A 20,778-nucleotide genomic window follows, 5' to 3' on the forward strand; every position below is an offset into this window, starting at 1 on the left:
TGTTAGTGGGCGACGGCAGCAGCGCCGTGTTCGTCGATCAGAGCGCCGTTGTGGAAACGGTCGATGGAAAACGGTGCGGCCAGCGGGTGCATTTCACCCTTGGCCAGACTCGCGGCAAACACGTTGCCCGAACCCGGTGTGGCCTTGAAGCCGCCGGTACCCCAACCGCAGTTGAAGAACATGTTCGGTACCGGCGTTTTCGAAATGATCGGGCAAGCGTCCGGCGTGGTATCGACGATGCCGCCCCACTGGCGGTTCATGCGTACCCGCGAGAGCACCGGGAACATCTCGACGATGGCCTGGATGGTGTGCTCGATCACCGGGTACGAACCACGCTGGCCGTAGCCGTTGTAGCCGTCGATACCGGCGCCGATCACCAGGTCGCCCTTGTCGGACTGGCTGATGTAACCGTGCACGGCGTTGGACATGATCACGCTGTCGATAATCGGTTTGATCGGCTCGGACACCAGCGCTTGCAGCGGGTGGGATTCGATCGGCAGGCGGAAACCGGCCAGCTTGGCCATGTGCCCGGAGTTACCGGCCGTCACCACGCCGACGCGCTTGGCGCCGATGAAACCCTTGTTGGTTTCGACGCCGATGCACACGCCGTTTTCCTTGCGGAAACCGATGACTTCGGTCTGCTGGATCAGGTCCACGCCCAAGGCATCGGCGGCACGCGCGAAGCCCCAGGCCACGGCATCGTGACGGGCGACGCCGCCGCGACGCTGCACGGTCGCGCCCATGATCGGGTAGCGGGTGTTTTTCGAGCAGTCCAGGTACGGAATCTCGTCCGCAACCTGCTTGGCGTCGAGCAATTCGCCGTCGACGCCGTTGAGGCGGTTGGCACTGACCCGACGTTCCGAATCACGGATGTCCTGCAGGGTGTGGCACAGGTTGTAGACGCCGCGCTGGGAGAACATCACGTTGTAGTTGAGATCCTGCGACAAGCCTTCCCACAATTTCATCGCGTGTTCGTAGAGGTGCGCCGACTCGTCCCACAGGTAGTTGGAACGCACGATGGTGGTGTTGCGCGCGGTGTTACCGCCGCCCAGCCAGCCTTTCTCGACCACGGCGACATTGGTGATGCCGTGCTCCTTGGCCAGATAGTAGGCCGTCGCCAGGCCGTGCCCGCCGCCGCCGACGATGACCACGTCGTAGACTTTTTCGGGGTGGGCGTACGCCACATGCGCTGCCAGTTTTCGTGGTGGCTGAGCGAGTGTTTGAACAGGCCGAAGCCGGAATAGCGTTGCATAGTCATTTACTCCAGAACCGACTCAGCGATAAACCGGGAAGTCTGCGCACAGGGCTGAGACCTGCTGGGCGACATTGGCCTCGACATCGGCGTCGCCGAGGTTGTCGAGGATGTCGCAGATCCAGCCGGCGAGGGTTTCGCACTGGCTGACCTTGAAGCCGCGCGTGGTCACCGCCGGGGTGCCGATGCGCAGGCCCGAGGTCACGAACGGCGACTGCGGGTCGTTCGGCACGGCGTTCTTGTTCACCGTGATGTGCGCGCGGCCCAGCGCGGCGTCCGCGTCCTTGCCAGTCAGGCCCTGACGGATCAGGCTGACCAGGAACAGATGGTTGTCGGTGCCGCCGGACACAACATCGTAGCCACGCTTGATGAACACGCTCGCCATCGCCTGGGCGTTGTCGATCACTTGCTGCTGATAGGCCTTGAAGCCAGGCTCCAGCGCTTCCTTGAAGCACACCGCTTTACCAGCGATGACGTGCATCAGCGGGCCGCCCTGGGCGCCGGGGAAAACGGCGGCGTTGAGCTTCTTCTCGATCTCTTCGTTGGACTTGGCTAGGATCAGCCCGCCACGCGGGCCGCGCAGGGTCTTGTGCGTGGTGGTGGTGACCACGTCGGCGTACGGCAGCGGATTCGGGTACAGGCCAGCAGCGACCAGACCGGCGACGTGGGCCATGTCGACGAACAGCAGCGCACCGACCTTGTCGGCGATCTGACGGAAACGCGGGAAGTCCAGAGTCTTCGAGTAAGCGGAGAAACCGGCAACGATCATTTTCGGTTTGCACTCGACGGCCAGACGCTCGACTTCGTCGTAGTCGATCAGCCCGGTGTCGGTGTTGATGCCGTACTGCACGGCGTTGTAGAGCTTGCCCGAAGACGACACTTTGGCGCCGTGGGTCAGGTGACCGCCGTGGGCCAGGCTCATGCCGAGAATGGTGTCGCCCGGCTGGATCAGCGCCAGATACACGGCGCTGTTGGCCGAGGAGCCGGAGTGCGGCTGGACGTTGGCATAGTCGGCACCGAACAGTTGCTTGGCGCGTTCGATGGCCAGCGCTTCGACTTTGTCCACATGTTCGCAGCCACCGTAGTAGCGCTTGCCCGGATAGCCTTCGGCGTATTTGTTGGTCAGGCCGCTGCCTTGCGCCTGCATGACGCGCTTGCTGGTGTAGTTCTCCGACGCGATCAGCTCGATGTGATCTTCCTGACGTTGCTCCTCGGCATTCATCGCCGCCAGCAGTGCATCGTCGTAACCCTGGATCTGGTCTTGCTTGCTGAACATCGCGTCTCTCCCAGCGGCATCTGTGCGCCATTCGTCTCGGTAAGGCACCGGCAATCGCAGCGGTGCCCTTTGATGCGATGGTATGACCGGCACAGACAGCTCAAATGCCTGCGGACGCCACGCAAAGGTGCGTTTACGACATGGCTGGAAAAGGCTGGTCGGACACATCATTCAAAAGCGTGGAGATCCCCAGTGGGAGCGGGCTTGCTCGCGAAGAGGCCGTGTCAGTCGACATCTATGCCGCCTGACACACCGCTTTCGCGAGCAAGCCCGCTCCCACAGGGTCAGGTGTATGCCGCGCGGACGGCGAGCAATAGAAGGAAATGCGCGGGATACACCGCATACGCCCAGCGCCGCATCGGTGGTGGCTGCAGATGTCGCCCATGTCGCAACAGGAACATTCCCAGCATTGGCGCAAGCAGACATGTCGCCAGGCCGAGAATCGCCACGCTGTTGCCGAAGCGCGCCGATTCGAGCAGCACTTGCCATTGGTTCGCCGCCAGACACACCAGCCCCGGCAACAGGCTGAAATACCAGGGTCGGCGGAACACCAGCAGCATCGCCAGCGGCAACAATACGCCGAAGAAACCGAACATCAGTCGTTCTGAAAAAACCGCCGCAACCACCAACGCGGCCAATGCGAGCAACCGCGCCACCGACGCTGGGTCCTGCCAGCCGCGCGCCACCAGCAAGCCCAGCGCCAGCGTCGGCATCACGTTGAACGTGTCAGGGTCGGTGATATAAAAGCGATAAGGGATTTCGCTGATGGCGCTGAACAGCAACAGCCAGCCCAGATAGCGCCATTCCATTTTGCGCGAACCGTCTCGTGCCAGATTCGCCGCCATCGCCAGGCAGAACCATGGAAACGCCAATCGCCCGGGCACATACAACCAATCGGCGGAGAAGCCGACATATCGCAGGTGATCGAGCAACATGCTCAGCAACGCCAGCCACTTGAGCAGATCCAGGGCACCGTCGCGTTGGCTCAGGTGCATAATCGGCCCATAAACTGGTAATTTTCCCCACCCGACATCGCATGTGCTCCCCGGAAGATCTTCGGTAAAGTGCGCATCCTCATTGACCACGAGCCTTCACAAGAGTCTCGATTACGGAAGCCGGCCATGACCGACAAGAGCCAACAATTCGCCAGCGACAACTATTCCGGGATCTGCCCTGAAGCCTGGGCTGCCATGGAACAGGCCAACCACGGCCACCAGCGCGCTTACGGCGACGATGAATGGACCGCCCGCGCGGCCGATCATTTCCGCAAACTGTTCGAAACCGACTGCGAAGTGTTCTTCGCCTTCAACGGCACCGCCGCCAACTCCCTGGCCCTGTCGTCGCTGTGCCAGAGTTACCACAGCGTGATCTGCTCGGAAACCGCCCACGTCGAAACCGACGAATGCGGCGCTCCGGAATTTTTCTCCAACGGCTCGAAGCTGCTGATCGCCGGCACTGAAAACGGCAAGATCACTCCGCTATCGATCCGCGAAGTCGCCCTCAAGCGCCAGGACATCCACTACCCGAAACCGCGGGTGGTGACCCTGACCCAGGCCACCGAAGTCGGCAGCGTCTACACCCCGGAAGAAGTCCGCGCCATCAGCGCAACCTGCAAGGAACTGGGTCTGCACCTGCACATGGACGGCGCGCGGTTCTCCAACGCCTGCGCATTCCTCGGCTGCTCGCCCGCCGACCTCACCTGGAAAGCCGGCGTTGATGTGCTGTGCTTCGGCGGCACGAAAAACGGCATGGCGGTGGGTGAAGCGATCCTGTTCTTCAACCACAAACTGGCCGAAGACTTTGATTACCGCTGCAAGCAGGCCGGGCAACTGGCGTCGAAGATGCGCTTTTTGTCGGCACCGTGGGTCGGCATTCTGGAAAACGACGCCTGGCTCAAATACGCCCGCCACGCCAACCACTGCGCGCAACTGCTGGCAGAACTGGTCAGCGACATTCCCGGCGTTGAGCTGATGTTCCCGGTGCAGGCCAACGGCGTGTTCCTGCAACTGTCCGAGCCGGCGATCGCCGCCCTGACCGCGAAGAACTGGCGCTTCTACACCTTCATCGGCAAGGGCGGCGCCCGCTTCATGTGCTCTTGGGACACCGAAGAAGAACGCGTGCGCGAACTGGCGCACGATATTCGCGAGGTCATGTCGGCCTGATTACCCTCCTAGTTGCATTCCCATGCTCAGCACGGGAATGCAACCCAGAGGCTGCGCGTCGCAGACCTGCATTTTCAGAATCGGACTACACCAAGGCCTACAGAAAGCACGAAAATCCCGCCATAGACTGCCCGCTCCCGATTCAAGGAGCGCACGCGATGGCAATTCCCGGCTACATGACGATCATGGGCAAGACCCAAGGGCTGATTTCGGCAGGCTGCTCAACGCCTGATTCGGTCGGCAACAGATATCAGGCGGCACACACCGATCAAATCATGGTGCTGTCGTACAGCCACAACCTCGCCAACCTCGACAACTCTCACCGAGCCACCCACGCGCCGGTCATTGTCACCAAAGTCGTCGACAAATCTTCACCGCTGCTGGCCCAGGCACTGGCCAACCGTGAAGAGATCGACTGCAAGATCAACTTCTACCGAACCTCCCCTCAGGGTCAGCAGGAAAAATAATTTTCTGTCTCGATCGACGGTGCGGTGCTCACCGAACTGAACCTGGATATGCCCCACGTCATTCTGCACAACGACGCGGAACCTCAGGAGCAGGTCGCCATTCGTTATCGTGGCATCAGCTGGGTGCATCACCTCGCCGGGACCAGCGGTCATGCCTCGTGGGGCGAAGAAGGTTGAGCGATCAGCGCCATGGTCTCAGCGACGTTCGACACGTTGCCGGCAAGCTGCTCGCACAGGCACAGACAGTCGGCTCACGTCATCTGGCATTCGGCAGTGCGCGCGTGCAGTTCAATCAGGAGGTCGCGCGCTTCGCCAAGGGCATTGTCGATGATGTCGCCAGCGGCCGCCTTTCAGCGGACATGGGCCTTGACGCCCTCGCACAGGAACAGCGTCATCTTCTGAACCAATCCAGAGTTCTGGTAAGCGGCACCAAAGGTGCCGTTCCTGAAGCGGTGAAAAAACGCCCGTTATCGATGCTCAGGCAGCCTGCCTCGCGCTCCGATCCAGACAGGTTGCTGCGCGCGATTCATCAGCAGAACCTCAGGGTGGCGCGCGTTAATAACAGCAGCACCGCGCGCAGCCCTCACCCCGTCAACGACTTGAAGTTCTTCCCCAGCGAGCACTGGCCGCAAGATCGTCCGGCCCCATCGGAGCCGGGTTTTTACATCGTGCCGAAAAGCATTGTCGCCGAGAAGCTTGAGGCACAACTGCTCCCTCCGCCAACCCGAATGTCATCGCCAGATTCAGAAGTTTGAATCCGACCCCGGACATGATTAAAGCCGGTTCGATGATCGTGCTGAGCGACCCTGACAATCAGCAATGCACATACGAGGAAGCATTGCTGATGCAGACCGCGCGTTTCGTCAGTGCGACGCTGGAACCGCTGACCGTGGAAGAAGCGGATTTCATGGCGCAGCACTATGGCGTGATCCAGACCGCACTCGCCTATGAATCAAAAGTGATCGGGGTCGTCACGGCCATGGCAGCCAATCATCTGTATGGCATAAAAAATGTTCTCGCAGATCTTGAGACGTTGCATGTTCATACGCTGGACGTAAAAGGCAGCCTGAACTCGAAGCAGTTCAAAAAACAACGTGCGCAGTTGCTGAAAAAACTGGACGTCAATCTCAACCAGTTCACGCGGCAAAGCATTGGTCTCCCGGATCACCCGAGCCTCAAGACCGCTCTCGGCATCGATCATCCTCACCTAGTGCACCGTTGGAGAAAGGCTGGCGGCGTCGGCCAGAACCCGGGGTATGCCACGCATATTCGGGCTATCAGCCAAGCGTCACAGTACGTCAAATATGGTGGCTGGATCGGCACAGCAGTAGGCGGTGGCGCCTCGGCCTTGAAGGTGCAGGATGTGTGCCTGCATGGGAATACCGAGGCGTGTGAAAAGGTGAAATTCACGGAAACCGGAAGCTTTATGGGTGGCATGGTTGGAGGAGCAATTAGCAGTCGCCTCTTGACTGCGCCACTAGCAGCGAAAATTTGTCTGGGAATAGGCGTTCCGACAGGAGGAGTTGGCACCTTGGTCTGCGGTGCAGTAGCGGTGGGCGTCGGATCTCTTGCAGCGGTAATAATAGGTGAAACGTTGGGCGAAGATGCTGCTGAGATAATTTATCAAGATACTCGCTGAGTCGCCTGACCAAACATTGCCCAGGACAAAACCAGCGAACACTCCAAGCAGAACTAAATAGCGTTTTTCTTTATGAAACCACGAACAAAAATATGCAAAACATGCAGCGCCAAAAATAAAAAGACACTTTCCAAATGTCATGTTTGTGGCAGCAGGTTTGAAAAACGCCTGCCGCAGCCAAGAAAATGGTTTGCCCTTACACCGAGAAGGCGTGGACTTCTGATATGCGACCTGACGACCCTATGCTTGTTTATCGTTGCTGCTCGCGCAATTTACAAACAGAGCATTCAATTACCTTACAGAATTCAGAGAAAAACCCAGTGGTACGAATTTAACGGATTGGAAATAGCAGCCCCCTTGTCAGCAATGTTTATGCTTGCGGTTTTGATGATGACTTTTTCAATCATCATTGGAGACCAAGGCAAACATTTCAATTCAAAGCCATTTGATCGCGTCTTGATTTTCAGCTTCGTCACAACTCCACTGCTTTATTTCAGCGCGTCGTTTTTTGGACACCCCGTCCGGTAGCTCTGGCGCGTAAAAGCGGTAGAACTTCACACAGATACAACATCGATAAACAACTGCCATGACTTGTCCGTCATGGCAATTAGGAAGCCTTTACTTTTCTTCATTAAAACTCAATCCGCACATCCCCTTCGGCACGCTGCAGCACGACAAGATAAACCCTTCAGCCTCGTCATCTTCGGTAATCCCGCCGTTGTGCTCCATCTCCACTTCGCCGCCCAGTTTCATCACCTTGCACGTTCCACAGATACCCATGCCGCAGGCTTTCGGGATCATCAGGCCGAGTTTGGCGGCGGCTGCGTGGACGGTTTCGCCCGGGCCGACGCGAATGCTTTTGCCGGAGGCGGTGAATTCCACCTGATGCAGATCCGCGGCGTCGATTTCCGGCGCATCGGCGGCTTGTTCGGCCTGTTCCACCGCGTCGGCGCGGGCCTCGGGTGGCGTGGCGCCGAAGGATTCTTCGTGGTAGCGCGACATGTCGTAGCCGGCCGCTTCCAGCAGGCGTTTGACCGCGGTCATGTACGGCGTCGGGCCGCAGCAGAACACTTCGCGTTCGAGGAAGTCCGGAACCATCAGTTCGAGCATCTTGTGGTTCAGGTAACCGCGATAACCGGCCCATGGCTCACCGAGGCCGTGCTTTTCGCAGATCAGGTGCAGGCTGAAGTTGTCGATCCGCGACGCCATGTGCTCAAGCTCGCGGTGGTAAATAATGTCTTTCGGCGAGCGCGCGCTGTGCACGAACGTCATGTCGACATTGGCGTTGGTGTCGTAGAACCAGCGCGCCATCGACATGCACGGCGTGATGCCGACGCCGCCGCTCAAATACAGAACCTTCGGGCTCGGGAAGTCGATCGCGTTGAACAGACCGACCGGCCCGTGCACCGCCAGCTCTTGCCCTTCATGCAGCGTGTCATGCAGCCAGTTCGACACTTTGCCGCCCGGCACGCGCTTGATCGTCACCGAAAAGCTGTACGGCACCGACGGCGAGCTGGAAATCGTGTACGAGCGCATGATCGGCTGGCCTTCGATTTCAAGCTCCAGGGTGACGAACTGCCCCGGTTTGAAGAAGAACAGGATCGGCTGGTCGGCCATAAAGCAGAAGGTGCGCACATCCCAGGTTTCCTGGATGACTTTGACGCAACGGACAATGTGTCGGCCATTGGCCCAGGTCTGGGTGGTGACCGGATTCAGGAAGCTGTTGGACATGCTGTTCTCCACGGCCGACTGTCGGCCTCTTGTCGGCGATTCTGCGTATAGCGCAGACCGTGCGTTTACCTATCCGCGACATTGACATACTTATCGCGACCAGCCCTTGAACACCGGGCCTTGCGCGTCGGGAACAGATTGCGCCATGTCGCGCATGGATAAGGTTCGCCCCAGCGCCGGCCCCACACTCGCCCCAACACAAGACGACTTCTTTACACCTTGCGTAGCAACTCGTTTTGCAGCACACCTGATCAGCCACTTTCGCCGGCCACGCAGAGGGCCATGAGGATTACATCGATGGACGTCACCGCAAAAATCAGCCTGGGCGATCCGCTGGAACCCGCACGCAAGGCCACCGCGCAAATGCTTCAGGAGCGCGAGCGCACCTTTCCCTGCCGCAACCGTTCTACAGCGATGAGCGCCTGTTCGATATCGATATGCAGGAGATCTTCCAGAAGGAATGGTTGATCGCCGGCATGACCTGTGAGATCCCGGCCAAAGGCAACTACCTGACTCTGCAGATCGGCAAGAACCCGATCATCGTCATCCGTGGCGCCGAGGGCGTGGTGCATGCGTTCCACAACGTCTGCCGCCACCGTGGCTCGCGCCTGTGCACCAGTGAAAAAGGCAAAGTCGCCAAACTCGTCTGCCACTACCACCAGTGGACTTACGAACTGGACGGTCGCCTGCTGTTCGCCGGCACCGAGATGGGCGCCGACTTCGACATGAAGCAGTACGGCCTGAAACCGGTGAACGTGAAAACCGCTGGCGGCTACATCTTCATCAGCCTGGCAGAGAACCCGCCGGCCATCGATGACTTCCTGTCGACGCTCAACCATTACATGGAACCGTACGACATGGAGAACACCAAGGTGGCGATCACCACCACCTTGATGGAAAAGGCCAACTGGAAACTGGTGCTGGAAAACAACCGTGAGTGCTACCACTGCAACGCCTCGCACCCGGAACTGTTGAAAACCCTGCTGGAGTGGGACGACGTCACAGACCCGCGCGCCGATCAGGCGTTCAAGGATCACGTTGCTGCGTCCGCCGCTGCCTGGGAAGCGGAAAAGATTCCTTACGCCCACGCCAGTTTCGGCCTGCGCAACCGCATCGTGCGCATGCCGCTGCTCAAGGGCACCGTGTCGATGACCCTCGACGGCAAACAGGGCTGCGCGAAACTGATGGGCCGGATCAAGAACCCGGACCTGGGCTCGATGCGCATCCTGCACCTGCCGCATTCGTGGAACCACTGCATGGGCGATCACATCATCGTCTTCACCGTGTGGCCGATCAGCGCTCAGGAAACCATGGTCACCACCAAGTGGCTGGTGCACAAGGATGCGGTGGAAGGTGTCGATTACGACGTCGAGCGCATGCGCCAGGTGTGGGACGCGACCAACGATCAGGACCGGCGTCTGGCGGAGGAAAACCAGCGCGGGATCAACTCCACCGCTTACCAGCCGGGGCCTTACTCGAAGACCTATGAATTCGGCGTGGTCAACTTCGTCGACTGGTACAGCGAGCGGATGTTGAACAACCTCGGGGCCGAGCCTGCGCCTTACCTCAAAGGTGTACCGGTTCAGGGCTGATCAGGAGCAAAAGATCGCAGCCTGCGGCGGCTCCTACAGGTGGAATGCATTCCCCTGTGGGAGCGAGCCTGCTCGCGAAGGCGTCCTGACCCACGCTACATCTTTCAGTTGATCAATTTCCGACCAATCACCCCCGCCCCCATACCCATCAAGCCCTCCAGCCTTCCGCAAACAAGTTATCCACATACCCGCCCACAGCAAATGGGGGTAACTGTGGATGAGTCAAAAAATATCCTGCTGATTTGCAAAGAAAAACCGTGACTTATTCTGAATCACGGTTTCTCAAAACAATTGATCATTTTTTGATCGCTCCCGTACAACGCACGGATTCAAAGGCCTATAGCGGGTAGCAAACACGTTATCCACAGAAGCGCCAACAGAGATCGGGGACAACTTTCAATCTTCTGTGGAAAACACCTACGGCTGGGGAAAACACCTTCGTCTTAACAGCTCTCGGCGCCCGGGAAGCCCATTTGATCAATAATTAATCAAACCCATGTAAGCCTTGCTCCATATGGCCTACAGCTGAGAGCGAACATCTTATCCACAGAAGCGCCAACAGAGATTGGGGGCAACTTGTCGATTTATACCGAGGGAAAAGCCCGAGAAATCCGTGAGTTACGCTGATCGTTTTTTGATCTTATGGCTGGAAGGCTTGAATGGCGTGGGGTACGAGCAAGGGCGAACACGTTATCCACAGCTTCGCCAACAGGGATTGGGGGTAAACAGTAAAGATTGGCTGTGAATGAATAACAATGTGGCAGCGAGCCTGCTCGCGAATGCGTCAGGTGAGTCGATGCATGTGTCGGCTGACAGCCCGCCTTCGCGAGCAGGCTCGCTCCCACAGTGGTTATTCCATGCCAGGAAGAAGTGACTAGCGGACAACGCCCTCTTCAATCAGCAGCTTCAGAATCGCCTCCGCCCCAGCCTGTGCGGTGACGCCTTTGAGCACCTGCCCCCGCCGCCACTGGCCTTGGCCGTCGCAGCCTTCATCCGGTCCGCCCCACTCTTGGCCTTGATCACCTTCAAGCGCTTGGGTCGTGGCTTGGCCGGTTGCAGCGTGGCGACGGCCAACAACTCGTCCTCCATCACCTCAACGTCATCGGCGGCCAATTCGCCCCGTCGCGCCGGGCCATAAGCACTCTGCCGAGGCTTCGGCGCGGCGTTATCCACAGTCGCAAGAAACGGCAGTTTCACCTTCAACCGACGCCGCTGGCCGCGCGGCAATGCTTGCAAGACCAGCGCCGATCCGTCGTTGATCGACTCGACCTGCGCCAGGCCCACCACCAGCGGCCAGCCCAGACCTTCCGCCAGCAGGAACGGCAACATCCCAGAACCCTCCCCGGTTTCCGCCTGGCTGCCGGTCAGCACCACTTGCGCCCCGGCATCGCGCAGGTACGCGGTCAGCGCCGGCAAGGCATCGGCGCCAGCGGGTTGTTCCAGCACATGCAGTTGTTCCAGGCCCATGCCCAGATAGGCACGCAGGGCCGGTTCGGCAACATCACCGGCGTGAAGCACTTGCAGGTTATCCCCAGCCAGTTGCAGGCCCAGTTCCACCGCGCGCGCATCCTGATCGGCGCGCCGTGGCCGACCCGAGGTCGGGTGAGCGCCGATGGAAACCAGACTGATAACGTTCGTGTTCATAGCGTTTCCTTAAGCCGCATCGCGTTTGGCTTCGTTGCGGTAAGCCGCGACCGCTTCGATCAACGCTTGCAGAATCTCTGCGCTTTCGCCGATTACCGACAGATCGGCACGCTTGATCATGTCGCACCCCGGATCGAGGTTGATCGCCACCACCTTGTCGCAGGCGCCAATGCCTTGCAGGTGCTGGATCGCTCCCGAGATACCCACAGCCACATAAACCCGCGCGGTGACCCAGGTGCCGGACGCGCCGACCTGGCGGTCGCGGGCCATGAAGCCGTCGTCCACCGCAACGCGCGAAGCACCCTCGGTGGCGCCGAGTGCTGCGGCGGTTTCGTGAAACAGCTGCCAGTCCTTGACCCCGTTGCCGCCAGAGAAAATGAACTCGGCTTCGGCCATCGGGATAGCAGCCGGATCCACCGCCACGGCACCAAGATCCTCGATTCGCGAAAGACTGCGCGCAACGCTTGTGGATAACTCAACCGGCAACGCTTCGTGACGAGTTTCGCTGACCGGTTCTGCGCATTCGGCAGCGGCGAGAATCAACCGCGCCACTGGACGCGCCAGGTCCTGCAATCCGGCCCCGGCGCGGCCGATGCACTCCTGATCCTTGACCTGCCAGACCCGCGTGGCCGGGCGCTCGCCCAGTGCAGCAGCAAAGCGCCGACCGAGTTCGCCGCCACCGCTGCGACTGTCCGGCAGCAACCAGTGACGCGGGTTGAACTGGTTATCCACAGCGCGCAAACCCTGCACCCGTTGTTCCGGTGCATAACCGCTGAATTCCTCACCTTCAAGCACCAGCAAGCGATCAACGCCGGCGGTTTCGAAAGCGCTTTCCTTGTGCTCGCCGAACACCACGGCGAGTACCGCACCATCGCTGCCGGCCAGTTGGTGAGCGAGGCCGAGCAGATCGCGGTCGTGGCTGCTCAAGCGGCCGCCGACCATATCCGGCACCACGCTGATGTAGAACGCCGGAGCCGGTACCTGATGCAGCGGCAACTGCACTTCAACAGCAGCCGAGCGCTTGACCGCCCCACCCTGCTGCGCGCCGCTGCGGTCAATGCGTTTGATGCCGTTGGGGCCGATAAAACCCATGCCGTGCAGATTCTTGCGGATAACGCCGTTGGGCCCCATCCAGCTGTGCTGCGCCGGTTGCATCGCCGCGTGCAGCGGATGCAGGCGGTTGCGCGCAATCCATTCGGCGCGCGGGTCGCGGCGGATAATGTCGCTCATCAGTGCGCCTCCGCAGGTTCACGTTTGGCCGGGGTGGCAGGCTTGCTTGGCGCGGCGTCCTCGAGCAACGCGTCGGCCACCAGTTCGGCGATGTCCTTGATCAGCGGACGCGGTTCGACCACACCTTCGAGCATCGCCGTGCACTGTGGACAACCCACCGCCACCAGTTCGGCGCCAGTTTCGCGGATGTCTTCCATGCGCATGTCGGGGATGCGCTGCTTGCCCGGAATGTCGGTGATCGGCGCGCCGCCACCACCGCCGCAGCAGCGCGAACGGAAGCCGGAACGTTGCATCTCTTTGACTTCGATGCCGAGGGCACGCAGCACTTCGCGCGGCGCTTCGTACTCGCCGTTGTAGCGGCCCAGATAGCACGGATCGTGATAGGTCACGCTGCTGCCTTTGTGCTGACCGAGATTGAGCGCGCCGGCCTGAATGATCTCGGCCATGTAGGTGCTGTGGTGCTGCACCAGGTAATTGCCGTCGAAGGCGCCGTATTCGTTTTTCAGCACATGGAAACTGTGCGGATCGCAGGTGACGATGCGGTTGAAGCTGTATTTGGCCAGAGTCTGGATGTTGCGCTTGGCCAGCAACTGGAACGTCGCCTCGTCGCCGAGACGCCGCGCCACATCACCACTGTCGCGCTCTTCGAGGCCGAGCACGGCGAAGTCGATGTTTGCCGCTTTCAGCACTTTGACGAACGCGCGCAGGGTGCGCTGGTTGCGCATGTCGAAGGCGCCGTCGCCGACCCAGAACAGCACGTCGGTGGATTTCTTTTCGCTGAGCAGATTGAGGTTCAGATCCGCCGCCCAGTTCATCCGCCCGCCCGGGGCAAAACCGCCGGGGTTGTCGGTGGCGATCAGGTTTTCGAGGACTTCGGCACCCTTGTTCGGGGTCGCGCCTTTTTCCAGGGTCAGGTGACGGCGCATGTCGACGATCGCATCGACGTGCTCGATCATCATCGGGCATTCCTCGACGCAGGCGCGGCAGGTGGTGCACGACCACAGGGTTTCGGCATCGACCAGACCGTTGACGATCGGTTGGTGCGGATTGCCGCCATGCTCGCCGATTGGTTTGCCCGGATACGGGCTGCCGGCGAACTTCGCGTCAGTGCCGCCGGCGAGGCCGACGACCATGTCCTGAATCAGTTTTTTCGGGTTCAGCGGCTGGCCGGCGGCGAAGGCCGGGCACGCTGCTTCGCACTTGCCGCACTGCACGCAGGCGTCGAAACCGAGCAATTGGTTCCAGGTGAAATCCTTGGGTTTTTCCACGCCCAGCGGCGCATCGGGATTGTTCAGGTCCAGCGGCTTCAAACCGGTCGAGCGCCCGCCGCCAAAGCGTTCCGGGCGACGGTGCCAGGCCAGGTGCAGCGCACCGGCAAAGGCGTGTTTCATCGGCCCGCCCCAGGTCATGCCGAAGAACAGTTCCGACACGCCCCACAGCACGCCAACACCGAGAATGGCGGCGAGCACCCAGCCGCCGAAGTTTTCCGGCAGGATCCCGGCCACCGGCAGGGTCACCAGGAAAAACGACGCGGAGAAGGCCAGCAGGCTTTTCGGCAGGCGCATCCACGGGCCTTTCGACAGACGCGCAGGCGGATTGACCCGGCGCAGATACATGAAGATCGCGCCGACAAACATCACCGCCGACATCAGCAGCAAGGCGTAGCCGAGGATGCGGTTATGCAGGCCGAAGCCGTGCACCAGAATGGCCAGCACAATCGACGCCACCGCACCGCCCGCTGTGGCGACGTGGGTATTGGCAATGTATTTGTCCCGCGCGACGACGTGGTGCAGGTCGACCATGTAGCGCTTGGGCATGGCCAGCAGACCGCCGAGCAGATCGACCTTCGCCGCCCGCCCTCGGCGCCACATGTTCATCCGCCGCAACGCACCGAGGACAGCAAGGCCCAGGGCTGCGAACAACAGGATTGGAAGAAGGGTGTTCAACATAGGTGTTGCTCCCAAAGACCGCAGGGTCTTGCAGGTCGAGTTGCCTACTCGGTCACTGTGGGAGCGAGCTTGCTCGCGAAGGCGGACTGACATTCAACATCGATGTCGACTGATCCACCGCTTTCGCGAGCAAGCTCGCTCCCACAGGGTTATGTGCAAGCCTTAAAAGTCTTTACACAGTCTGAGTGCGTCATAGATCGCGGCGTGGGTATTACGCTGCGCCACGCAGTCGCCGATGCGGAACAGCAAGTAGCCGTCGCCTGCTTCGCTCAGCGAAGGTTGCGGCTGGATCGCGAACAGCGCTTCGACATCGATCTGGCCCTTGTTGCGCGAGCCGTCCTTGAGGGCGTAGTAGATTTCCTCGTCCGGGCGCACGCCGTTTTCGACGACCACCTGATCGACCACCCGTTCCTCTTTCGCGCCGGTGTATTCGTTCTCCAGCACTGCGATCAGCTTGTCGCCCTCGCGGTAGACCTTCTCCAGCATCATGTCGCCGGTCATGATCACTTCTTTCGGGTACATGCTGCGGTAGTAGGTCGGGAACGACGTGCCGCCGATGGCCACGCCCGGTTTGATGTCGTCGGTGACGATCTCGACCTGGCTGCCCTTGTCGGCGAGGAAGTCGGCGACCGACATGCCGGTGAATTCGCAAATGGTGTCGTAGACCAGCACGTTCTTGCCCGGCGCGACTTTGCCGTCGAGCACGTCCCAGCTGCTCACCACCAGTCCTTCGGCCGCGCCCCAGTGTTCGTTCTGCTCCAGGTACGGATGACCACCAACCGCCAGCACCACGACATCCGGACGCAGGTCCATGATGGTGTCGGCATCCGCCGCCGTGCCCAGGCGCAGATCGACTTTCAACCGCGCCAGTTCCAGCTGGAACCAGCGGGTAATGCCGGCGATCTGGTCACGCTGCGGTGCTTTCGATGCGGTGGTGATCTGCCCGCCGATGAAGTCTTTTTCTCGAACAGGGTTACGTCGTGGCCACGCTCGGCGGCCACGCGCGCGGCTTCCATCCCGGCCGGGCCGGCACCTACGATCACCACTTTGCGTTTTGGCCCGGTGGATTTCTCGATGATGTGCGGCACGCCCATGTATTCACGGGAGGTTGCGGCGTTCTGGATGCACAGCACGTCCAGCCCCTGATACTGGCGGTCGATGCAATAGTTGGCGCCGACGCACTGCTTGATCTGGTCGATCTGGCCCATCTTGATCTTGGCGATCAGGTGCGGGTCGGCGATGTGCGCGCGGGTCATGCCGACCATGTCAACGTAACCGCCCTCAAGGATGCGCGTCGCCTGGTTCGGGTCCTTGATGTTCTGCGCGTGCAGCACCGGCACCTTGACCACTTCCTTGATCCCGGCAGCCAGATGCAGGAATGGCTCCGGTGGATAACTCATGTTCGGAATGACGTTGGCCAGGGTGTTGTGAGTATCGCAACCCGAGCCGACCACGCCGATGAAATCGAGCATGCCGGTGTCGTCGTAATACTTGGCGATCTGCTTCATGTCCTCGTGGGACAAGCCGTCCGGGTGGAACTCGTCACCGCACAGACGCATGCCCACGCAGAAGTCGTCACCGACCTCGGCGCGCACGGCTTTCAGGACTTCCAGGCCGAACTTCATCCGCCCTTCGAAGGTGCCGCCCCATTCATCGGTACGCTTGTTGACGCGCGGGCTCCAGAACTGGTCGATCATGTGCTGGTGCACGGCCGACAGTTCGACGCCATCGAGGCCACCAGCCTTGGCCCGGCGCGCAGCCTGGGCGTAGTTGCCGATCACTCGCCAGATCTCTTCCGGCTCGATGGTTTTGCAAGTGGCGCGGTGCACCGGTTCACGGATGCCCGAGGGCGACATCAAGGTCGGCCAGTTGAAACCGTCCCAGCGCGAGCGACGACCCATGTGGGTAATCTGGATCATGATCTTGGCGCCATGCTTGTGCATGGCGTCGGCCAGATTCTGGAAGTGCGGAATGATCCGGTCGGTGGACAGATTGACCGAACTCCACCATTCCTGCGGGCTGTCGATCGCCACGACAGACGAACCGCCGCAAATCGCCAGGCCGATGCCGCCCTTGGCCTTCTCTTCGTAATACTTGACGTAGCGGTCGGTGGTCATGCCACCGTCAGTCGCGTAGACCTCAGCGTGCGCGGTGCTGAGCACGCGGTTGCGGATGGTCAGTTTGCCGATCTGGATCGGCTGGAACATTGCTTCGAAAGCCATGGCACGGTCCTCGGCTTACAACGGCTTGACGATGAACAAGCCGTCATCGTGGCCCTCTTCGGAGCCTCCGTAGACTTGTTCGGCGACAGTGCGGATCTTGCTGCCACGGGCTTCGAGAATCTGGTCCATGGCGCCGGCGAACCAGCCGGTGAACATGTAATCGACCTTGCGCCCGACCTTGCCGTAGACATAGACGAATGCCGAGTGCTCGAGCTTGACGCTGGCGGTGCCTTTATCGAGGTCGATGTCCTGAATCTTGAACAGCCCCCAACCGCGCTGCGACAGGCGCTTCATGTAGTGCTCGAACACCGCGACGCCTTCCAGGCCGTGGCATTCGGCTTCCTTTTCACACCAGTGCCAGGCGGATTTGTAGCCGGCCTTATAGAGGATCTCGGCATAGGCTTCGGCGCCGAGCACTTCCTCGATGCCCATGTGGTTATTGACGAAAAAGTGACGCGGCACATACAGCATTGGCAGGGCGTCGGAGGTCCAGACACCGGTCTCGCTGTCGACTTCGATAGGCAATTGCGGGGCGATCTTGGCCATGGAAACTTAACTCCAGAAAATTTTGTGTGTTGCCCCCGGCGCGGATGGCCGGGGAAAGGATTCAGAAGTGCGGCGGCTTATTCGCCCCAGACATCTTTCAGAACGTTCACCCAGTTCTCTCCCATGATCTTGCGCACCACGCGCTCGGAATGGCCGCGCTTGAGCAGGGTTTCGGTGAGGTTGGGGAATTCGCCGACGGTGCGGATGCCCAGCGGGTTGATGATCTTGCCGAAGCTGGTCAGGCGGCGGGCGTAGCCCTTGTCGTGGGTCAGGTATTCGAAGAAGTCCTGGCCGTGACCCTGAGTGAAATCGGTGCCGATACCGATGGCGTCTTCGCCGACGATGTTCATGGTGTATTCGATGGCTTCGGCGTAATCGTCGATGGTCGAATCAATGCCCTTGGCGAGGAACGGCGCGAACATGGTCACGCCGACGAAACCGCCGTGGTCGGCAATGAACTTCAGCTCTGCATCGGATTTGTTGCGCGGGTGCTCTTTGAGACCCGACGGCAGGCAGTGCGAATAGCAGACCGGTTTTTTCGATTCGAGAATGACTTCTTCGGAGGTCTTGGAACCGACGTGGGACAGGTCGCACATGACGCCAACACGGTTCATTTCAGCCACAATTTCGCGACCGAAACCCGACAGGCCGCCGTCGCGTTCGTAGCAACCGGTGCCGACCAGATTCTGGGTGTTGTAGCACATCTGCACGATACCGACGCCGAGCTGCTTGAACACCTCGACATAGCCGATCTGGTCTTCGAAAGCGTGGGCATTCTGGAAGCCGAAGAGGATGCCGGTCTTGCCCTGCTCCTTGGCCCGACGGATGTCCGCGGTAGTACGCACCGGCATCACCAGGTCGCTGTTTTCGCGGATCAGTTTCTGGCTGGCAGCAATGTTGTTCACGGTCGCCTGAAAGCCTTCCCACACCGACACAGTGCAGTTGGCTGCCGTCAGACCGCCCTTGCGCATGTCTTCGAACAGCTCGCGGTTCCATTTGGCAATGATCAGACCGTCGATAACGATGCTGTCGGCGTGTAGTTCGGCTGGGCTCATCAGGCGTCCCCTTATTGGCAATTCATGCGCCGAATCGTCTGCCGGCGCTTTGGGGCCAGCATATGCCTCGGTGCCGGGGCGACCGGGTGCAAAAACGACAGGGGAATTGCCGAAAGCGTCAATCCGCGACAAAGGGTCGTCGGCCGCCCTCCTCGGCTGGCTGTTCAAGCCCGCGCGCTTACGCCAGAATCTGCCGCAGCCTGCACCTACCAACGGATTAGAGCGACCCCAATGAAATCGATCTTCCTCGCCCTGGCACTGATTGCGACCGGCGCCCACGCCGCCGAAGAATCCGAGAACAACCCTTGCGACGCGGTGGAAAACGACATCCAGACCCTGGAATGCTCCGCCTACAGCCGCAGCACCGCCGAAGACCTGCTCAAAGACAACTACGCCAGCCTCAACGAACGCATGCAGACCGCGTACGGCAAGAACCCGACGCAACTGGCCGACATCACCGCCAAACTGAAAACCGCCCAGCAGCAGTGGTTGAAGACGCGGGATGCGGATTGCGCGGTGGAAGCGTTCCCGGCCACGGCGGGGAGCAAGGCGTTCACCATGGCGCAGAATGATTGTGTCGCGCGGATGAGTGATGAACGGTCGGAGTTTTTGGAGTCGATCGGGCAGGAATAAACATACAAAGGATAAATCAATGATTCCTCATGAAGTGGTCAGCCATATGGTTGACGGCGCAACACCGATCCGCGCCTGGCGCGAACATCTCAACCTGACGCAGGAAGAAGTGGCCAAGCGCATGGGCATATCGCAACCGGCGTTTGCCCAGCAGGAAACAGTCGCCAAACCCCGCAAGGCCACCCGCGAGAAAATTGCGGCGGCCTTTGGAATCACTTCAGAGCAGCTTGAGCTCTAGTCGGTTACGGCGTGATTGCCTGCTGTAATAGCCAGGCATTCAGACCGCCACCCCTGCCCGCGTCAGTCGTGAAAAGGAGAGCGAGATTTCGCATGGTCGAGGATCAGACGTGGCCCCTCATATTCGTACCCCAAGTCAGCGATATCGCTGACGTACCGAGCAGTCTGAGCAAACGGCTCGAGCACGTCATCGTAGTTATGCCCTTTCGGACCATTGATCAGCGGCGCGTAATGCGGCGCCCAATGTTCGTTGCTCTGTAGCATCAGCGACTGCCAGTCTGCCCAGACTTTGTCGACAAAGCAGTGATGCAGAAAGAACACCGGATCATCGGGAGAGGTCATCGGCAGCATATTGCCGCCCACCCAGAGGTGGACGCGGTTATGCAGTTGCGAACCCGGAGTGGTTACCTGCGGATCACCGCGCTGGGTGATCCAGCCTTCCAGACGGTTGCGGAAGCCGCGCACAGTCGGGCCGGAATCATAAGGCGGGGTGTCGTAAAGGCTTTCACGTAACGCCATTTGCAGATCTTGCGGTGTCGGCAAAGAGTTCACGACCAGCCCGAACTGGCGCTTCAGACCAAGACCTGGCAAATCATCATCCGGATAGGAGGGAACCGGCCACTTGCCATTTTCATAAGCAAACGGCCCCGTTGCTACACGCCAGTCTTCGCGCTCTACACCATTACCCCCCATAAAATCCTCAGCCCATACCGGAGAATTGAGCGGATCGGCAGCATCTTCAGTCCAGTTCCAGTACGGAATCGTGATGGAAGGGTTAATCGCCTGAAGGTCATTTTCGAACTTCAGCAAAAATGCCCGATGCCAGGGCAGGAACGAAGGCCCCCTATGAGCGCCATTACGGTAGTTTGGATCGTTTGGTTCATGTGGCAAAACCGTGGGCTTCATGACTTGGTGATGCAGGTGCACATACTCATCGTATTGACCTGACTGTTTGAGCTGGAGGCAGGCATCGACGAAGTTGTCTTTTTCGATTGGGGTCAGCGAACGAATATTCTTGCGCAGCTTCATGTCTTCAATCCCTTGAGCGAGGTTAGGTGTGGAAAAGGTCGACATTCGTCCCAATCCTCCGACAACCAAGCTAGGCGCCAGTCGGAAGCGCGTCTACTGTCAGAAATTACAGGT

12 protein-coding genes and 6 pseudogenes are annotated in these 20,778 nt (G+C 59.9%); 7 read left to right on the forward strand and 11 right to left on the reverse strand.

The window, feature by feature from the left end:
* Window positions 1-2 precede the first annotated feature (2 nt).
* The 3 genes and pseudogenes from LJU32_02170 to LJU32_02180 all read right to left on the reverse strand — a co-directional run bounded on the left by LJU32_02170 (window position 3) and on the right by LJU32_02180 (window position 3,523).
* Window positions 3-1,252 (reverse strand): annotated as a pseudogene (locus LJU32_02170) (sarcosine oxidase subunit beta family protein).
* A gap of 22 nt (window positions 1,253-1,274) precedes the next feature.
* Window positions 1,275-2,528 (reverse strand): serine hydroxymethyltransferase, encoded by a 1,254-nt coding sequence (locus LJU32_02175; GenBank protein ID WKV89290.1) that lies wholly within the window; start codon window positions 2,526-2,528, stop codon window positions 1,275-1,277.
* A gap of 284 nt (window positions 2,529-2,812) precedes the next feature.
* Window positions 2,813-3,523 (reverse strand): conjugal transfer protein TraX, encoded by a 711-nt coding sequence (locus tag LJU32_02180; GenBank protein ID WKV89291.1) that lies wholly within the window; start codon window positions 3,521-3,523, stop codon window positions 2,813-2,815.
* A gap of 126 nt (window positions 3,524-3,649) precedes the next feature.
* Between LJU32_02180 and LJU32_02185 the strand changes: the two genes are divergently transcribed.
* From LJU32_02185 to LJU32_02200, 4 genes and pseudogenes are all read left to right on the forward strand, one after another.
* Window positions 3,650-4,690, forward strand: coding sequence for a low specificity L-threonine aldolase (locus LJU32_02185; GenBank protein WKV89292.1), 1,041 nt, complete (start codon window positions 3,650-3,652; stop codon window positions 4,688-4,690).
* A 158-nt stretch (window positions 4,691-4,848) separates the two neighbouring features.
* Window positions 4,849-5,334: pseudogene (locus tag LJU32_02190) on the forward strand (Hcp family type VI secretion system effector).
* Window positions 5,331-5,912 carry a hypothetical protein gene (locus tag LJU32_02195; protein ID WKV89293.1) on the forward strand — a complete coding sequence of 194 codons (582 nt, stop codon included), beginning with the start codon at window positions 5,331-5,333 and terminating at the stop codon, window positions 5,910-5,912. Before LJU32_02190 ends, LJU32_02195 begins: the two are co-directional and overlap by 4 nt.
* A 14-nt stretch (window positions 5,913-5,926) precedes the next feature.
* A complete protein-coding gene (locus LJU32_02200; protein ID WKV89294.1) occupies window positions 5,927-6,796 on the forward strand; it encodes a hypothetical protein in 870 nt (289 codons plus the stop codon).
* A gap of 618 nt (window positions 6,797-7,414) precedes the next feature.
* Here the strand turns inward: LJU32_02200 and gbcB are convergent.
* Entirely contained in the window at window positions 7,415-8,527 is a 1,113-nt protein-coding gene (gene gbcB, locus LJU32_02205) for a glycine-betaine demethylase subunit GbcB (GenBank protein ID WKV89295.1), read from the reverse strand.
* A gap of 297 nt (window positions 8,528-8,824) precedes the next feature.
* Here gbcB and gbcA point away from each other — a divergent pair.
* Window positions 8,825-10,119 (forward strand): annotated as a pseudogene (gene gbcA, locus LJU32_02210) (glycine-betaine demethylase subunit GbcA).
* A gap of 874 nt (window positions 10,120-10,993) precedes the next feature.
* Here gbcA and LJU32_02215 read toward each other — a convergent pair.
* From LJU32_02215 to LJU32_02240, 6 genes and pseudogenes are all read right to left on the reverse strand, one after another.
* Window positions 10,994-11,763: pseudogene (locus LJU32_02215) on the reverse strand (electron transfer flavoprotein subunit beta).
* A 9-nt stretch (window positions 11,764-11,772) separates the two neighbouring features.
* Window positions 11,773-12,993, reverse strand: coding sequence for an electron transfer flavoprotein subunit alpha/FixB family protein (locus LJU32_02220; GenBank protein ID WKV89296.1), 1,221 nt, complete (start codon window positions 12,991-12,993; stop codon window positions 11,773-11,775).
* Complete coding sequence (gene dgcB, locus LJU32_02225) at window positions 12,993-14,942, reverse strand: dimethylglycine demethylation protein DgcB (GenBank protein ID WKV89297.1); 1,950 nt, start codon at window positions 14,940-14,942, stop codon at window positions 12,993-12,995. The genes LJU32_02220 and dgcB overlap by 1 nt, the downstream gene beginning before the upstream one ends.
* 162 nt (window positions 14,943-15,104) lie before the next feature.
* A pseudogene (dgcA, locus tag LJU32_02230) lies at window positions 15,105-17,164 on the reverse strand (dimethylglycine demethylation protein DgcA).
* A 15-nt stretch (window positions 17,165-17,179) separates the two neighbouring features.
* Window positions 17,180-17,710, reverse strand: coding sequence for a 4-vinyl reductase (locus LJU32_02235; GenBank protein ID WKV89298.1), 531 nt, complete (start codon window positions 17,708-17,710; stop codon window positions 17,180-17,182).
* Between the two features lie 77 nt (window positions 17,711-17,787).
* A complete protein-coding gene (locus tag LJU32_02240) occupies window positions 17,788-18,765 on the reverse strand; it encodes a dipeptidase (GenBank protein ID WKV89299.1) in 978 nt (325 codons plus the stop codon).
* 231 nt (window positions 18,766-18,996) lie between these two features.
* Here LJU32_02240 and LJU32_02245 point away from each other — a divergent pair, with 231 nt between their 5' ends.
* Together LJU32_02245 and LJU32_02250 are read left to right on the forward strand one after the other, a co-directional pair.
* Complete coding sequence (locus LJU32_02245) at window positions 18,997-19,398, forward strand: DUF1311 domain-containing protein (protein ID WKV89300.1); 402 nt, start codon at window positions 18,997-18,999, stop codon at window positions 19,396-19,398.
* A gap of 19 nt (window positions 19,399-19,417) precedes the next feature.
* A pseudogene (locus tag LJU32_02250) lies at window positions 19,418-19,636 on the forward strand (helix-turn-helix transcriptional regulator).
* Window positions 19,637-19,698: 62 nt separating this feature from the next.
* Here the strand turns inward: LJU32_02250 and LJU32_02255 are convergent.
* The gene (locus LJU32_02255) at window positions 19,699-20,709 is read right to left on the reverse strand and encodes a tyrosinase family protein (protein ID WKV89301.1); all 1,011 of its coding nucleotides are present in this window, start codon (window positions 20,707-20,709) and stop codon (window positions 19,699-19,701) included.
* Window positions 20,710-20,778: the final 69 nt, after the last annotated feature.

Origin of the sequence: Pseudomonas sp. B21_DOA (assembly GCA_030544685.1) — a bacterium.
GTDB lineage: Bacteria > Pseudomonadota > Gammaproteobacteria > Pseudomonadales > Pseudomonadaceae > Aquipseudomonas > Aquipseudomonas fluorescens_AO.

Bases quoted from the DNA above. Each gene is read 5' to 3' on its own strand.
- LJU32_02235 (WKV89298.1), bottom strand. From the start codon at position 17,710: ATGGCCAAGATCGCCCCGCAATTGCCTATCGAAGTCGACAGCGAGACC.
- LJU32_02200 (WKV89294.1), top strand. From the start codon at position 5,927: ATGATTAAAGCCGGTTCGATGATCGTGCTGAGCGACCCTGACAATCAG.
- dgcB (WKV89297.1), bottom strand. From the start codon at position 14,942: ATGTTGAACACCCTTCTTCCAATCCTGTTGTTCGCAGCCCTGGGCCTT.
- LJU32_02220 (WKV89296.1), bottom strand. From the start codon at position 12,993: ATGAGCGACATTATCCGCCGCGACCCGCGCGCCGAATGGATTGCGCGC.
- LJU32_02175 (WKV89290.1), bottom strand. From the start codon at position 2,528: ATGTTCAGCAAGCAAGACCAGATCCAGGGTTACGACGATGCACTGCTG.
- LJU32_02185 (WKV89292.1), top strand. From the start codon at position 3,650: ATGACCGACAAGAGCCAACAATTCGCCAGCGACAACTATTCCGGGATC.
- LJU32_02240 (WKV89299.1), bottom strand. From the start codon at position 18,765: ATGAGCCCAGCCGAACTACACGCCGACAGCATCGTTATCGACGGTCTG.
- LJU32_02255 (WKV89301.1), bottom strand. From the start codon at position 20,709: ATGTCGACCTTTTCCACACCTAACCTCGCTCAAGGGATTGAAGACATG.
- LJU32_02180 (WKV89291.1), bottom strand. From the start codon at position 3,523: ATGCACCTGAGCCAACGCGACGGTGCCCTGGATCTGCTCAAGTGGCTG.
- LJU32_02245 (WKV89300.1), top strand. From the start codon at position 18,997: ATGAAATCGATCTTCCTCGCCCTGGCACTGATTGCGACCGGCGCCCAC.
- gbcB (WKV89295.1), bottom strand. From the start codon at position 8,527: ATGTCCAACAGCTTCCTGAATCCGGTCACCACCCAGACCTGGGCCAAT.